This is a genomic window from Synechococcus sp. R5-15 (assembly GCF_047462035.1).
In the GTDB taxonomy this organism is placed as follows: domain Bacteria; phylum Cyanobacteriota; class Cyanobacteriia; order Thermostichales; family Thermostichaceae; genus Thermostichus.
On the sequence record NZ_JANSIK010000140.1, the window covers coordinates 1 to 15214 of the forward strand.

Annotated in this window: 10 protein-coding genes and 1 pseudogene; 7 read left to right on the forward strand and 4 right to left on the reverse strand. The window is 59.1% G+C overall.

Translation table 11 applies throughout. The features are described 5' to 3' along the window. Positions 1-142 precede the first annotated feature (142 nt). Positions 143-628: an ureidoglycolate lyase gene (locus NW839_RS11505; protein WP_011431703.1), complete on the reverse strand. Its 486-nt coding sequence runs from the start codon at positions 626-628 to the stop codon at positions 143-145. A gap of 215 nt (positions 629-843) precedes the next feature. On the opposite strand from NW839_RS11505, the gene NW839_RS11510 reads away from it, so the two are divergent. The 3 genes from NW839_RS11510 to NW839_RS11520 are packed head-to-tail and all read left to right on the forward strand — an operon-like array spanning position 844 to position 5300. Continuing rightward, on the forward strand, positions 844-1635 hold the full coding sequence (locus NW839_RS11510; RefSeq protein WP_414351182.1) for a hypothetical protein: 792 nt from the start codon (positions 844-846) through the stop codon (positions 1633-1635). Then, on the forward strand, positions 1632-2273 hold the full coding sequence (locus NW839_RS11515) for an ABC transporter permease (RefSeq protein ID WP_414351185.1): 642 nt from the start codon (positions 1632-1634) through the stop codon (positions 2271-2273). The genes NW839_RS11510 and NW839_RS11515 overlap by 4 nt, the downstream gene beginning before the upstream one ends. 18 nt (positions 2274-2291) lie before the next feature. Beyond that, positions 2292-5300, forward strand: coding sequence for an ATP-binding protein (locus tag NW839_RS11520; protein ID WP_414351188.1), 3009 nt, complete (start codon positions 2292-2294; stop codon positions 5298-5300). Positions 5301-5303: 3 nt separating this feature from the next. On the opposite strand, the gene NW839_RS11525 is transcribed toward NW839_RS11520, so the two are convergent. The 3 genes from NW839_RS11525 to ureC all read right to left on the reverse strand — a co-directional run bounded on the left by NW839_RS11525 (position 5304) and on the right by ureC (position 9496). After that, positions 5304-6563 carry an ABC transporter substrate-binding protein gene (locus tag NW839_RS11525; protein WP_414351190.1) on the reverse strand — a complete coding sequence of 420 codons (1260 nt, stop codon included), beginning with the start codon at positions 6561-6563 and terminating at the stop codon, positions 5304-5306. Between the two features lie 45 nt (positions 6564-6608). Continuing rightward, positions 6609-7715 (reverse strand): ABC transporter ATP-binding protein, encoded by a 1107-nt coding sequence (locus NW839_RS11530; RefSeq protein WP_414351192.1) that lies wholly within the window; start codon positions 7713-7715, stop codon positions 6609-6611. A 62-nt stretch (positions 7716-7777) separates the two neighbouring features. Continuing rightward, positions 7778-9496 carry an urease subunit alpha gene (gene ureC, locus NW839_RS11535; protein WP_414351194.1) on the reverse strand — a complete coding sequence of 573 codons (1719 nt, stop codon included), beginning with the start codon at positions 9494-9496 and terminating at the stop codon, positions 7778-7780. A gap of 327 nt (positions 9497-9823) precedes the next feature. On the opposite strand from ureC, the gene psaA reads away from it, so the two are divergent. The 4 genes and pseudogenes from psaA to NW839_RS11555 form a co-directional block, all read left to right on the forward strand. Beyond that, positions 9824-12091, forward strand: a complete 2268-nt coding sequence (gene psaA / locus NW839_RS11540; protein WP_414351196.1) for a photosystem I core protein PsaA — start codon at positions 9824-9826, stop codon at positions 12089-12091. A 21-nt stretch (positions 12092-12112) separates the two neighbouring features. Next, positions 12113-14347 (forward strand): photosystem I core protein PsaB, encoded by a 2235-nt coding sequence (gene psaB, locus NW839_RS11545; RefSeq protein ID WP_011431693.1) that lies wholly within the window; start codon positions 12113-12115, stop codon positions 14345-14347. 107 nt (positions 14348-14454) lie between these two features. Continuing rightward, on the forward strand, positions 14455-15036 hold the full coding sequence (locus NW839_RS11550; RefSeq protein WP_414351198.1) for a Uma2 family endonuclease: 582 nt from the start codon (positions 14455-14457) through the stop codon (positions 15034-15036). 116 nt (positions 15037-15152) lie between these two features. After that, a pseudogene (locus NW839_RS11555) lies at positions 15153-15214 on the forward strand (IS607 family transposase); the annotation flags it as partial.

Here is a 15214-nt window from a genome sequence, read left to right on the forward strand (position 1 = left end):
TGCCAAACCGCCTAAAGCTCAGTAAATTCAGCAAAGTTCAGGGTTTTGGGGGTTAGAGGCATGCTCTTCTTGCGCTCAAGCGAAAGATTGCTGTGATCAATGCTGCTTTTTGCCCGATTGATAAGGGATCCCCAAAAGCTTGTCAGGGGGTGATCTGGAACTCCAGGTTGTAGGTTTGGAGTAAGTTTATGGTTTCGTGATCGGTGATGTTGGTGTCGGCCAGCTCCAAGTTGTAGAAATCGATGAACTCTTCGTGGTCAAAATAGGGGCCGGCATGCCAAGTGCCCATCTCCAGCTTGATAAAGCGATCCCCAGGCACCCGAAAGGCTTGAATCTGATCCACGTGCAGCTCATCGGCAGGCGGTGCAACACCAATAAACCACTCCTTGCCATTCAGGGATCCCAGGCACTGGGTGCAGCGGATGTGGTGGGTGATCTGAGTAAACTTGAGGCCGCGGCGAGGCAAGCGCATGATGTAAAAGCGGGGCTGCCCTTGATTCAAGAACAACTGAGCATCTTGACTGTCGAAGGGTTTGTGATCGGGAGTGGGGCAAATGACCTGTCCGTAGGGGGCAAAGTTTTCCGGTTCAGCGAGATGGGCCTTCAGTTGGCGCAATTGGCTGGTCACCCTGCTCTTCTCCTTTGCGTTTGACGAGCTGTCTTGTGTCTCACTGTTGCCCTACAACGTGAGCACGAGGGCGTGAAGACGCAAACAGCCCAGCGAACCCCATTCTATCGAGACTTGGCCAGGCAGCTTCCCTTCTGGGAAGGGATCCCTGAGCAAGCCCAAGCTGCTCAAGGTCGCAAGTACAATGGGAAAACTTCCCAGCCTCAGCAGAGCAAATGGCGATGCAGCGGGACTTACAAGAGCTGATCATCTCCCCAGCTCAAGTTGAAAGCCTCTCTCAAGTGCCGGTGGCTTGGTTGTATCGGCCTCGGCCCGTTCGTCGTTTTAAAGACCGTCTGCGCCAGTTCTCCGCCTTCTGGGATCTCCTACGCTTGCTGGTGACGCTGGATTTGTTCTTGCGCTTCTTGACCTTCTGGACAGGGGGATCCCTACTTACCCTGGTGGGGCGGATTTGGATCCCTGGCCTACAGGCCACTTGGGGCACTTGGCTGGTGGAATGGGGGATCCTGGCGGCTATTGCCGCCCTGGGCCAAGCCTATTGGATTTTCCGCAGCCGTCGCATGCCGCTGCTGTTGAACTTGCTGGGGGAAGTGGATCGCTACAACCGAATCATCCAGGCCATCCACGTCAACGACCAGTTGGTGGAAGCGGGCAACCCCGAGGTGAAGCTGGCCCAGAGGGCTGAGGTGATCGAAGCCCTGAAACTGACCCGGGCCGATCTCATTCGCGCCTTGAAAACCGAACGGATCTTGCGGCAAAACGAAGACTTGATCGAGCAGCAGAGCGAGTTCTTTGGAGATAACTTGGCAGCGTTGACAGCTCTGCAGGTGAGCGAGCAGGCCAGCGAACAGGGTCGTATCCTAGAGACTGCTTTACAGATTGCTTTGCAGGTGCGCTCCCAAATCCGCCGTTTGCAAGAGCGAGAAGCCAACCACCCCCCAAACAGGGATCCAGACACCATTAGGGAAGATAGGCAGGATACAGACGGCAACTCGGATTGGCAATGAGCCTTTTGGCCCGCTCCCTCAGCTACGCCCAGAACCACAGCGACATGCTGTTTCAAGCTTTCGTCCAACACCTGCAACTGGTGGCGGTGCCTTTGGGAATGGGGCTGCTGTTGGGTTTGCCGCTGGGTTTTTTCAGCTCCCGCTCCCAGATGCTTTCTCTGGTGGTGATCAATGCGTTCAGCAGCCTGCGGGTGATCCCCAGTTTGGCCATTTTGTTTTTGGCCATCCCCTATTTTGGCCTCAGCTTTCGTTCGGCAGTTGTCGCGCTAACCCTCCTGGCTTTGCCCCCCATTCTGATCAGCACGGATGTGGCCTTCCGCAGCCTTGAGCCGGCCCTGCGGGAAGCTGCCCTGAGCATGGGCATGACTCCTGGCCAGGTGTTACGGCACGTGGAGATCCCCTTGGCTTTGCCGGTGATCCTGGCCGGTGTTAAAACGGCTACGATTGAGGTGATTGCCAGTGCTACTCTGGCAGCGTTTATCGGCGCGGGAGGGCTGGGTACTTTTATCACCCTGGGGTTTGCTCTCTATGACAACGCCATCTTGCTGGTGGGGGCGGTTCCAGTGGCCCTTCTGGCTATTGCGGCCGAGATCGGCCTTGGCACTCTGCAGCGGGCTTTGGAACCTCCCCAAGCCTGAGGTTCTGTGAGGGATCCCATGCCGTCTTCCTCTGGTTCTTCTGAAGTGCGATCCCGGTGGCCTTTCCGCTCCATTCCTTTGCGGGTGGCGTTGCTGCTGCCCCTAGTGCTCTCAGTAGCAGGGGGAGTGGGGGGAGTGGCCTATCTCTCCTGGCAGGGCGGGCGACACCTGGCGCTGCGCTTGACGGAGCAACTGAGGCGGGAAGTTACCGACCGCACCGAAGAGCATCTTGCCAGATATTTGCAAATTCCCCTTCAGATCAATGCCCTCAATCAAGGGGCAGTGAGGGGGGGGCTGCTGCCCGATTTGACAACCCCCAGCCCAGCCGATCTAGAGCTTTTGGAAGCTCACTTTGCCCGCCAGTTGCAGCCATTTCCTGAGCTCAGCTATGTCGGCTTTGTCTCGGCTCAAGGGGGGTTTGTGATCGCCCGCCGTCACGCCGATGGGTCGATCTGGACTTACCATACACTCGGCCTCTTGCCGGGATCCGTCCAGGGCTGCCAACGGGATCCAGAGACAGGGGATCCCACAGGGTTCACTCGCCGGTTGGGCTTTGTGGATCTGAGGCAGTTGTTCTGGTTTCCCCAGCTCCTGCAGTCGGAAGGGATCCGCGACACTTGGGTGGTAACCCGATTTTTTGCCGAGTCTTCCACCCAGGATCCAGAGCGGCTGATCGTGACGTCCCTGTCTCTGACCGACTCGGGGGGGCGGGTTTACGGCAGCTTAGTGGCTTCCCTGTCCATTGCGCAGCTTCAAGCCTTCCTGGAGCGGCTAGAAGGCCGTTCTCCTGCAGAGGTGAGTTTTCTGCTGGACGAGGAAGGACAGGTGGTGGCCAGTACGGCGGGGCCTGCTCCCCATCCGCTGCTGGTGGCTGTGCAAGAGCAGGTGGGCTCCTGGGAGACGGCCTCTTCTCAAAATCCGCTGCGCCTCAAGGTCGGAGGGATCCCCTACTGGGCGGAGGTGAAGTCCGTTCAGAGTGAAGGGAGGCTAGGTTTTTATTTCGTGTACGGGATCCCAGAGGCAACCCTTCTGGCCGAAGTCCATCGGGGCGCCCAACAGGCTGCGCTGCTGGGGGGTGGGCTATTGCTGAGCATGCTGGGGACAGGGATCCTCCTCGGCGAAGCTCTCTCCCGTCCCCTGCGCCGCCTCACCCAAATCGCCGAGCAATTTATCCAAAGCGGCTTCCAGCCCTGGCCCCCTTTGGATCCCGGCCCCATCCAGGAGGTGCAGACGCTAACCAAAGCCTGGCAGCAGGCGGCAGCAGCTCAGCAGGCCCTGCTGGATCGTCTCTGGCAGCAGCAGCAAGAATACCGCGCCGTGGTGGAGCAGCAGACAGAGCTCATTTGCCGCTTTCGGCCCGATACCTGCATCACCTTCGTCAATCCTGCCTACTTGCGCTTCTTCGGTCGGCGGGCAGAGGAGGTGGTGGGCCAACCTTGGCGGGATCGGCTGCCGGAAGAAGAGCAGGCTCAGGCTAAGGTGTTGCAAGCTTTTGCTGCTCTCACGCCTGAGCATCCTTTCTACTGCAGCGAGCGGGAGTATCCCGGAGAAAACGGCCAGTCCCGCTGGATTAGCTGGGTGGATCAGGGCATTTTCGACAGCCAAGGCCGCTTGGTGGAGATCCTGTCGGTGGGGCGGGAGATCACCGAGCAAAAGCGGGCAGAACAACAGTTGCAAGCCCTCAACCGGGAGCTGGAAGCCCAGGTGGAGCTGCGCACGGCCAAGCTGCAGCAAGCCTTGCATTTTGAGGGGGTGCTGCGCGCCATCAGCAGCCGGATGGTGGTCAGCCTAAACGAGGGGGAAATCCTGGAAGAAGTGGTCAGAGCCCTTGCCGAAGCGCTAAGCCTGACCTGCTGCCAAATCCTGCTGCTCAAGGACTCCGTCCGAGTAGCGCGAACAGAAGATGGGTCAACCTGGATCCCCGGCTACTGCTACTCCCCCCTTCTCTCTTCTGATGCAGCTCAGGGCGACAGGGCGGATCCCTTGCATGGCCGAGACTACGCCAGCGACCCGGAGTTCTTGCGCCTGCTGCAGTCCCATTCTTCCTCGCAGCAGAAATGGGAAATCCACTGCTGTTGTCGGAAGGAAGGACGCTGGGTGCGGCTGCTGGTCTGCACCCTTTGGGACAAAGAGAAGCGGCTGGGAGCTTTGCTGTTGGAGCGGCTGCCGGAGCAAGAGTTTTCCGAAGACGAGATTCAACTGGCCTATCAGGTGGCCAACCTATGTGCCCTGGCCATCCGCCAAGCCCGTTTGTACCAAGCAGCCCAAGCGCAGGTGAAGGAATTGGAGCGGCTGAATCTGCTGAAGGATGATTTCCTCAGCACCGTCTCGCACGAGCTGCGCACCCCCATGACCAATGTGCGCATGGCCTTGCAAATGCTGCAAATGACCCGCGATAACCCCGAGAAACAGCGGCACTACTTCACCATTGCCCTGAAAGAGTGCAACCGGCAAATCGAGCTCATTAACGACCTGCTGGATATGCGACGGCTGGGAGCCGGGACGTATCTGCTGCAACCAGAGAATATTTTTCTGCCGCGGTATTTACAAGATTTGCTGGACGGGGCTCAGCCTTTGGCCCAAGCCAAACATCAACACCTGCAACTGCACCTGGAGGCAGGGATCCCCTCGCTTTGGGCCGACCCCACCTGCTTGGGGCGCATTCTGCGCGAGCTGCTGCACAACGCCATCAAGTACACGGCCCCCGAGGGATCCATCCACCTGCGGGTTGTCTCAGAAGGAGAGGGGATCCTCTTCGTCTGCAGCAACAGCAGCGAGATCCCAGAGCCAGAGCTGCCCCGCATCTTTGAAAAGTTTTACCGGATCCCGCAATCGGATCGCTGGAAGCACGGCGGCACCGGCCTGGGGCTGGCTTTGGTGAAGCAACTGGTGGAGCATATGGGGGGGAATATCTCCGTCAACAGCTCGGATGGATGGACGCATTTCCAAGTTTGGTTGCCCCAAGGTGAGGATCCTGCTCCGCCATTGCCCGCAATGTCGGATCCCCAAGAGAGAGAGGCTGGGTGACCCCTATCCCGGCAAGACTTGTTGCTGCCAGAGGGCCTCCAGTTGCACCGTGTATTCGGAGTTCACGATGGGCACTGCCCCAGCAATGGCCTCTTGAATGGGGATCCCGGCGGCAGCCTCCAGCTGGGCAAAAGCTGTTTGGTAGTCGGCAGACAACCGGCTGACATCAATGAGCGGCAGATCCCCCCAGACCTCCGGCTTGAACTTTTCCAGCTGCCCCTCCGGGCTGGCCAAAACCTCCGCCAAGACCATCGCCCCCCAAGGATTGGCCGCATTAATGGGAATGGCTGTAAACGAGGGATCGATCAAGCTGGTGCCCGGGATCCCATAGGGGGTGGTGCTGGGGGGAAATTGGCCGTTGCCCTTGCGTAAGATCACCTGATCGATAAAGGTGGGGATGAGCCACACTTCGCCGTTGGCAAAAAGCTCCGCCAGGCGGGCAAAGGTGGGCGGGTAGGTTTGGCCCTGTCTCCACAGGAAGGGATCCAGCTTTCTCAGGTATTCCACCAGGGCAGGGGATTGTCGCGCCCAGAGATCGGCATCGAAGTCCGGCCCGCTGTACTGAGCATAGCCCCCGGTCACACCATAGAAGGCGCTCAACAAAAAGCGGCTGCCATGAAAATCCGGCGGGGCCACGTAGGTAAATCGCCCTGGATTGGCCTCTGCCCAAGCCAACAGTTCGGCGTAGCTCTGGGGGGGATTGGGCACCCGTTCGGCATCATAGGCCATTAAAAAGTAGTTGCCGGTGTAGGGTGCAGAATAGCCCTCGGTGGGCAGGCCAAAATCCGTTGCAATATCGGCGGGATCGTAGAAGGGCAAGCTGGGCAATTTCTCAGCAAAGGGGCCGAAGAGCAAATTCCCCTGCTTGAGGGTGCGGAAGTTGTTGCCATTGATCCAGATGAGATCGATGCTGCCGCCGCTGCGCAGCCCGGCCTGTACCTCCCCAATCACCTTGTTGACTGCTTCAACGGTATCCGTGAGCGGGATCCGGTTCAAGCGAATGCCATAACGCTCCTGCAACTGGCTTTTCACCCAGCCATCCACGAAGCCATTGATGGCCTCGCTGCCGCTCCACATGGCCCAGTTGACAGAGCTGCCCCGCGCCCGCTCCAGAATGTCTGCCCAGCTCAGGGATCCCAGATCCACCGAACTCTGTGAGGTATTCTGGGCAAACGGAGAGCCTTGACTCAACGCCCAAGCTCCCAGGGATCCCAGGCCGGCCAACACCTGCCGTCGCTTCCAGAAAACGCTTTTGGGTTGCATAGCCTTGCCACCATCCCCATCCAACTTTCAGGTTCCAGATTCAACTTAAACTCTCCCCTCCTCCTTTGGGAAAAGGGCCGGGGGTGAGGGATCCCCGCCAATCTCCACAGGCCACAGAGCCTCTGGCGGCAAATGGATCCACACTGCCTGCCCCGGCGCAAACACTTGGTGGGGAGCCACCCAAGCCTGCAGACTGCCCCAAGGGGCTTGCAAGGTCAGCCGTCGCTGGGTGCCTGCAAAGCGTTCCGCCATCACTTGAGCGGAGAAAACATTGTCGGCCAAGCCGGGCGGATGGGGAAACACCTGCACCTGTTCCGGGCGCACCGTCAGCCGCACCTGACCTTGGAGTGGTGCGGCGCTTTTCAAGCGGATCCCGTTGTTGAGGCGAAGTTGGTGACCCTCCGCCTGCGCATCGAAAAAATTGACCCCGCCAAAAAAGCGGGCAATGCGCTCGGAGCGCGGCTGCTGATAGAACTCCACAGGGGATCCCACCTGGTGTAGCTGCCCCTCAAACATCAGGCCGATGCGTTGGGCCATGGCTGTGGCTTCTGCTTGATCGTGGGTAACCAGCACCGTCGTCACCCCTGTTTCCGCCTGCAGCTCCAGGATGAGAGCCTGCATCTCTTGGCGCAGGTTGGCATCCAGGGCCGATAAAGGTTCATCCAACAGCAGCACCTTGGGCCGAATCACCAAAGCCCGCGCCAGGGCCACCCGCTGCGCTTGTCCGCCAGAAAGCTGGCTAGGCCGACGCTGAGCCAATCCGGGCAATTGCACCCGCTCCAACATGCGCCAGGCGGCAGCCTCCCGCTCTGCCCGGGGAATGCCCCGCATTTTCAGGCCAAAAGCGACATTCTCCCCCACGCTCAGGTGGGGAAACAGGCGGCTGTGTTGGGACAGCAAAGTCACGCCGCGCCGTTCCGGCGGCAGAGGGTTGAGGGGGATCCCGTCCAGCCAGATTTCCCCCGGATAGGGCAAGGGATCCGGCTCCAGCAGGCCGGCGATGAGATTGAGGGTGGTGGACTTGCCGCAGCCCGACGGCCCCAGCAAGGCAAAGATCTCCCCTGCTTCCACGCTCAAAGACAAATCCCTGAGGACAGGGATCCCTCGCTTGTGGAAGCGCTTGCTGAGGTGGCGGAGAACAAGGTGGCCCATGCTTGAGTTACCGGTCAACCTCCCAAGGAGCTCTCAAGCTCTCCCAAATTAGAACACCCAAATTAGAACAGAAAATACCGCTGCGCCATGGGCAGCACCTCTGCCGGCTCGCAGGTGAGCAGCTCTCCATCGGCCCGCACTTCATAGGTCTCTGGGTTCACCTCAATGTGGGGAGTGGCGGTATTGAGTTTCAAATCCGCTTTGCCGATCTCGCGGCAATTTTTCACCGCTACGGCCCGGCGCTGAATCCCCAGTTTTTCCGGGATCCCCAAGTCTAGAGCAGCCTGGGAGACAAAGAGCAGGCTGGTCTCGGTCAGGGCGCGGCCAAAGCTGCCGAACATGGGGCGAGGGTACACCGGCTGCGGGGTCGGAATGGAAGCATTGGGATCCCCCATTTGGGCGTAGGCAATCAGGCCCCCCTTCAGGACGATTTCCGGCTTAACCCCAAAAAAGGCCGGCTTCCACAGACACAGATCCGCCAGTTTTCCCACCTCCACCGACCCGATGACGTGGCTGAGTCCTTGGGCGATGGCGGGGCAGATGGTGTACTTAGCCACGTAACGCTTGGCCCGGAAGTTGTCGTTGCGGCTGCTGTCTTGCGGCAAAGGCCCCCGCTGCACCTTCATCTTGTGAGCTGTCTGCCAAGTGCGGATGATCACCTCCCCCACCCGGCCCATGGCCTGCGAGTCGGAAGAGATGATGCTGAACACCCCCATGTCATGCAAGATGTCCTCGGCGGCGATGGTTTGGGGGCGAATGCGGCTTTCGGCAAAAGCAATATCCTCCGGCACATTCTTGCTCAGGTGGTGACACACCATCAGCATGTCCAGATGCTCTTCGATGGTGTTGCGGGTAAAGGGGCGGGTGGGATTGGTGGAGCTGGGCAGCACGTTGGGCTCGGAGGCAATGCGGATGATGTCGGGGGCATGCCCACCCCCGGCCCCTTCGGTGTGGAAGGTGTGAATGGTGCGGCCATTGATGGCGGCGATGGTATCTTCCACAAAAGCCGATTCATTTAAAGTATCGGTGTGGATGAGGGTTTGGATGTCGTACTCATCCGAGACTTGCAAACAGCTGTCGATCACCGCCGGCGTGGATCCCCAATCTTCATGGATCTTGAGGCCGCAGGCCCCCGCTTCCACCTGTTCCCGCAAAGCTGCGGGAAAAGCCGCGTTTCCCTTGCCAAAGAAGCCCAAATTGACGGGGAACCCCTCCGCCGCCTGCAACATCTTGCCCAAGTTCCAAGCTCCAGGGGTGCAGGTGGTGGCGTTGCTGCCTGTGGCCGGCCCAGTTCCGCCCCCCAAAAGGGTGGTCACTCCCGAGGCGATGGCAAACTCGCACAGCTGCGGACAGATGAAATGCACATGGGCATCGATCCCGCCCGCTGTCAGGATCAGGTTTTCCCCGGCAATCACCTCAGTGCTGGGGCCAACCACCATGCCCGGCGTCACCCCCGCTTGGATGTTGGGGTTGCCGGCCTTGCCGATGCCGACAATGTAGCCATCGCGAATGCCCACATCCGCCTTGACAATGCCCCACCAGTCCAGGATCAGGGCGTTGGTGATCACCAGATCCAAGGCCCCGTTGGCGCGGGTGGCCGTCGGCGATTGCCCCATGCCATCGCGGATGGTTTTGCCGCCCCCAAACTTAATCTCCTCGCCGTAGGTGGTGAAATCCTCCTCCACCTCGATGATCAGTTCGGTATCCGCCAGGCGCACCCGATCCCCTACGGTGGGGCCGTAGTTGCTGACGTATTGGCGACGGGGAATCTCTAGGGTCATAGGGTGGTATCTGCAAAAGGGCTGCCAGGGTTTTACCACACATCCCCACCCAGGGGATCCCTTGCTGCTTGTTGTCTGGTTTCAACCCTTCATTAGAACCCATTGGGTCGACTGAAAATTCGTTACATATATTTACATCTATGATCGAAAAAACAATTGCCAATCGACTCCAGCCTCGATGGGACAAGGGATCCCTCGTTTAATTATTGTGAAGCAACTGAGGGCTCACAAACCCTGACCTATAATGCCAGGTAAGTCCTGCCCTGGGGGAATCTTCTGCCAAGGGGTAGGGATGCTTCGTTCCTTGTCGCAAGAGAGGAGTTCTTGATGACAACTACGCCAAAGGAGCGAGAGCCGAAGGTCAAGGTGTCGGTTGACGTGGATCCGGTTCCCACCTCATTTGAGAAATGGGCCAAGCCGGGGCACTTCGACCGCAGCCTATCCCGTGGCCCCAAGACCACGACCTGGATCTGGAACCTCCATGCTCTTGCTCATGACTTCGACAGTCACACCAGCGACTTAGAAGACGTCTCTCGTAAGATCTTTTCCGCTCACTTCGGCCACTTGGCAGTGGTTTTCGTCTGGCTGAGCGGCATGTACTACCACGGAGCTCAGTTCTCCAACTATTCTGCTTGGCTGGCGGATCCGATCAACGTCAAGCCCAGCGCCCAAGTGGTCTGGCCCATCTTCGGCCAAGAGATCCTGAATGGGGATGTGGGCGGCGGCTTCGAAGGGATCCGCATTACTTCTGGTCTATTTCACCTCTGGCGAGCTGCCGGCATCACCAATGAGTTTCAACTCCTCTGCACCGCCATCGGTGGCTTGGTGATGGCCGGGTTGTGCCTGTTTGCCGGCTGGTTCCACTACCACAAGCGGGCTCCCAAGCTGGAGTGGTTCCAAAATGTGGAATCGATGCTCAACCACCACCTAGCGGGCCTGCTGGGGCTGGGTTCTTTGGCCTGGGCTGGCCACCAAATCCACGTGGCCATTCCCATCAACAAGATGTTGGATGCGGGCGTGCCGGCTGACCAGGTGCCTTTGCCCCACGAGTTCATCCTCAAGCCCGCCTTGATGAAGGAGATGTTCCCCAGCGTGGATTGGGGCATCTTCAGCGGGGTGGTGCCCTTCTTTACCTTGGATTGGGGCAAATACGCGGAGTTCCTCACCTTCAAGGGTGGCCTGGATCCGCAAACGGGCGCCCTCTGGCTAACCGATCAAGCCCACCACCACTTGGCCATTGCCGTGCTCTTTATCGTGGCCGGCCACATGTACCGCACCAACTGGGGCATCGGCCACTCCATTAAAGAGATCCTGGAAGCCCACAAAGGCCCCTTCACCGGCGAAGGCCACAAGGGCCTCTACGAAGTGCTCACCACCTCTTGGCATGCCCAGCTGGCCATCAACCTGGCCATGGTGGGATCCCTGAGCATCATCGTGGCCCAGCACATGTACGCCATGAACCCCTACCCCTACATGGGCATTGACTACGCCACCCAGATCTCCCTGTTTACCCACCACATGTGGATAGGCGGCTTCTTCGTGGTGGGGGGTGCTGCCCACGGGGCCATTTACATGGTGCGGGACTACGACCCGGCGGTGAACCGCAACAACGTGTTGGATCGGGTATTGCGCCACCGCGACGCCATCATCAGCCACCTCAACTGGGTGTGTCTGTTCTTGGGCTTCCACGCCTTTGGCTTCTACGTCCACAACGACACGATGCAAGCCCTGGGCCGTCCGCAGGACATGTTCTCGGACACCGGCATCCAACTGCAGCCCATCTTTGCCCAGTGGATCCAGTCGCTGCACACTTCGGCCATTGCCAGCACCGCTCCCTATGTGGGCGCCTCGGTTAGCCCCATCTTTGGTGGCGACGTGGTGGCTGTGGGTGGCAAGGTGTCCATGATGCCCATGGTGCTGGGCACGGCGGACTTCATGGTGCACCACATCCACGCCATGACCATCCACATTACGGTGCTGATCCTGCTCAAGGGGGTGTTGTTTGCCCGCTCTTCCCGGTTGATCCCGGACAAAGGCAAATTGGGCTTCCGCTTCCCCTGCGATGGCCCGGGCCGCGGCGGCACCTGCCAGGTCTCCGGCTGGGATCACGTGTTCCTGGGGCTGTTCTGGATGTACAACTGCATCTCCATCGTGATCTTCCACTTCAGCTGGAAGATGCAGAGCGACATCTGGGGCACCGTCAACGCCGATGGCACGATTGAGCACATCACCGGCGGCAACTTTGCCACCAGCGCCATTAACATCAACGGCTGGTTGCGGGACTTCCTGTGGGCGCAATCGGTGCAGGTGATCAACTCCTACGGCTCGGCTCTGTCGGCTTATGGGCTGCTCTTCTTGGGCGCTCACTTTGTCTGGGCCTTCAGCCTGATGTTCCTGTTCAGCGGTCGCGGCTACTGGCAGGAGCTGATTGAGTCCATCGTTTGGGCCCACAACAAGCTAAAAGTCGCTCCGGCCATTCAACCCCGCGCTCTGAGCATCATTCAGGGTCGGGCGGTCGGTGTGGCCCACTACCTGTTGGGAGGGATCGTCACCACCTGGGCGTTCTTCCTGGCACGGTTCGGCGCACTCGGCTAAGGCAAGGAGGAAGAGAGAATCATGACAACTGCAACTCGTTTTCCCCAATTCAGCCAAGACCTGGCCAGCGATCCCACCACGCGTCGGCTGTGGTATGGCATTGCCACCGCCCACGACTTCGAGACCCACGATGGCATGACGGAGGAGCGGCTTTACCAAAAGCTGTTCGCCACCCACTTTGGCCATCTGGCAATCATCTTCCTGTGGGCCTCCGGCAACGTCTTCCACATTGCCTGGCAAGGCAACTATGAGCAATGGGTAGCCAACCCCACGGGTGTCACCCCCATCGCCCACGCCATCTGGGATCCCCACTTTGGCAAGGCAGCGGTGGAAGCCTTTACCCAACCGGGGGGCGGCGGCCCCGTCAACGCGGCCTACTCTGGCCTGTACTACTGGTTCAACACCATTGGCCTGCGCACCAACGGCGATCTCTACGCCGGTGCCATTGGCCTGTTGTTGTTGGCGGCGGTGTTTCTGTTTGCCGGCTGGCTGCACCTGCAGCCCCGCTTCCGGCCTAGCCTGAGCTGGTTCAAGAACGCTGAAGCCCGTCTCAACCACCACCTGGCCGGCTTGTTTGGGGTCAGTTCCCTGGCTTGGACTGGTCACCTGGTACACGTCGCCATCCCCGAGTCCCGCGGGCAGCACGTAGGCTGGGACAACTTCCTTACCACTCTGCCCCACCCGGCAGGTCTGAAGCCCTTCTTTACCCTCAACTGGGGGGTGTATGCCCAGAACCCGGACACGGCCAACCATGTCTGGGGCACGGCAGAAGGGGCGGGCACGGCCATCCTCACCTTCTTGGGTGGCTTTAACCCCAACACCCAGTCCCTGTGGCTGACGGACATGGCCCACCACCACCTGGCCATCGCGGTGATCTTCATCGTGGCCGGCCACATGTACCGCACCAACTGGGGCATTGGCCACAGCATCCGGGAGATCCTTGGCGCCCACAACCCCCCCAAGGGCACTCCCTTCGGAGGCCTGCTGGGAGAAGGCCACAAAGGTCTCTACGACACGGTCAACAACTCCCTGCACTTCCAGTTGGCTCTGGCCTTGGCCTGTCTGGGGGTGGTGACCTCGCTGGTGGCGCAGCACATGTACGCCCTTAACCCCTACGTGTTCATGTCCATGGATCACACCACGGAGGCGGCTCTCTACACCCATCACCAGTACATTGCTGGCTTCTTGATGGTGGGGGCGTTTGCCCACGGGGCCATCTTCCTGGTGCGGGACTACGATCCTGAGGCCAACAAGAACAACGTGCTGGCGCGGGTGCTGGATCACAAGGAAGCGATCATCTCCCACCTCAGCTGGGTATCGCTGTTCCTGGGCTTCCACACCCTGGGGCTGTACGTCCACAACGATGTCATGCAAGCCTTCGGCACGCCCGAGAAGCAGATCTTGATCGAGCCGGTGTTCGCCCAGTTCATCCAGGCCTCTCACGGCAAGATGATCTACGGCATGGATGTGTTGTTGTCCAACCCCGACAGCCTTGCTTCTACCGCTTGGCCCAACTACGGCAACGTGTGGCTGCCGGGCTGGCTGCAGGCCATCAACGATCCCAATGGATCCCTGTTCCTGCCCATTGGCCCGGGTGACTTCCTGGTGCACCACGCCATTGCCCTGGGCCTGCACACCACCACCTTGATCCTGGTGAAAGGTGCGTTGGATGCTCGCGGCTCTAAGCTGATGCCGGATAAAAAAGACTTCGGCTACAGCTTCCCCTGCGACGGCCCGGGTCGAGGCGGCACCTGCGACATCTCCGCCTGGGATGCCTTCTACCTGGCCATGTTCTGGATGCTGAACACCATCGGCTGGGTTACCTTCTACTGGCACTGGAAGCAGCTTGGGGTTTGGAGCGGCAACACTGCCCAGTTCAACGAGAACTCCACCTACCTGATGGGCTGGCTGCGGGATTACCTCTGGGCCAACTCCGCCCAGTTGATCAACGGCTACAACCCCTACGGGATGAATAACCTGGCGGTTTGGGCCTGGATGTTCCTGTTCGGCCACCTGGTGTGGGCAACCGGGTTCATGTTCTTGATCTCCTGGCGCGGCTACTGGCAAGAGCTGATCGAGACCTTGGTGTGGGCGCATGAGCGCACTCCCTTGGCCAAGCTGATCCGCTGGAAAGACAAGCCGGTGGCCATGTCGATTGTCCAAGGTCGTCTGGTGGGTCTGGCTCACTTCACGGTGGGTTACGTGTTGACCTACGCGGCCTTTGTTATCGCCTCGACAGCCTCTCAGTCGGGGTAGCAAGCCCATAACCTGCTGAATAGGGATCCCTCGGCTTGTCCGGGGATCCCTTTTTTGTGAGTTGGTAGAGTGGTGATATGAAGTTTAGGGTCTGATGAGTTTGGTCGATGACTCTAGCCGCCCGATTGGATCCCTATATCAGGCGATATACCTTTGAGGAGTTTCATCGACTGATTGAGTCTGGACAGATTGAAGAGCCCAATCAGTTGGAGCTGATTGACGGGCTCCTGGTTCAAAAGATGACGAAAGGGGAGAGGCACGCCGCCTACTGTAGCCGCCTGTACCGACTGTTGGTGGGCCTTGTGCAGGAGCAAGCTATTGTGCGCACCCAGGATCCGGTGCAACTGCCCCCCAATCACGAGCCGGAGCCCGACTTTGCCATTGTGCGCTTTCAGCAGGATGAGTACCGCTCTCGGCATCCTCAGCCCGAAGACATCTATCTCATCATCGAAGTGGCTGATTCTTCCCTTACCTATGATCGGGAAGTCAAACTCGGACTCTACGCCAAAGCCGGGATCCCCAACTACTGGATCTTGAACTTGCAAGAGAACTGCCTAGAGACGTACAGCTTGCCAACAGGGTCGGGAGTTTACCAGAAAAGAGAGGCTTACACCCCCAAAGAAAAAGTTGGGATCCCTGGGATCCGGGCTGGAGAGTTGAGTCTGGATCAGGTTTTTTCCATCGGTTAAGGCAGGGATCCCTTGCCGGCAGATCGAATCTTGGCTGGCAGGAGCATGACTCTAGTCAATGATACGCTGGACTATACTGAAAATAATGTACAGTATGTTCAGTATGGTTGCTTGGTATGGCTAGGTATGTAAAACCGAGAGAAGCGGCGGATTATTTTGGGGTGTGTCTCCACACTTT

Bases quoted from the DNA above. Each gene is read 5' to 3' on its own strand.
- psaB (WP_011431693.1), top strand. From the start codon at position 12,113: ATGACAACTGCAACTCGTTTTCCCCAATTCAGCCAAGACCTGGCCAGC.
- NW839_RS11530 (WP_414351192.1), bottom strand. From the start codon at position 7,715: ATGGGCCACCTTGTTCTCCGCCACCTCAGCAAGCGCTTCCACAAGCGA.
- NW839_RS11510 (WP_414351182.1), top strand. From the start codon at position 844: ATGGCGATGCAGCGGGACTTACAAGAGCTGATCATCTCCCCAGCTCAA.
- NW839_RS11525 (WP_414351190.1), bottom strand. From the start codon at position 6,563: ATGCAACCCAAAAGCGTTTTCTGGAAGCGACGGCAGGTGTTGGCCGGC.
- NW839_RS11515 (WP_414351185.1), top strand. From the start codon at position 1,632: ATGAGCCTTTTGGCCCGCTCCCTCAGCTACGCCCAGAACCACAGCGAC.
- ureC (WP_414351194.1), bottom strand. From the start codon at position 9,496: ATGACCCTAGAGATTCCCCGTCGCCAATACGTCAGCAACTACGGCCCC.
- NW839_RS11520 (WP_414351188.1), top strand. From the start codon at position 2,292: ATGCCGTCTTCCTCTGGTTCTTCTGAAGTGCGATCCCGGTGGCCTTTC.
- NW839_RS11550 (WP_414351198.1), top strand. From the start codon at position 14,455: ATGACTCTAGCCGCCCGATTGGATCCCTATATCAGGCGATATACCTTT.
- psaA (WP_414351196.1), top strand. From the start codon at position 9,824: ATGACAACTACGCCAAAGGAGCGAGAGCCGAAGGTCAAGGTGTCGGTT.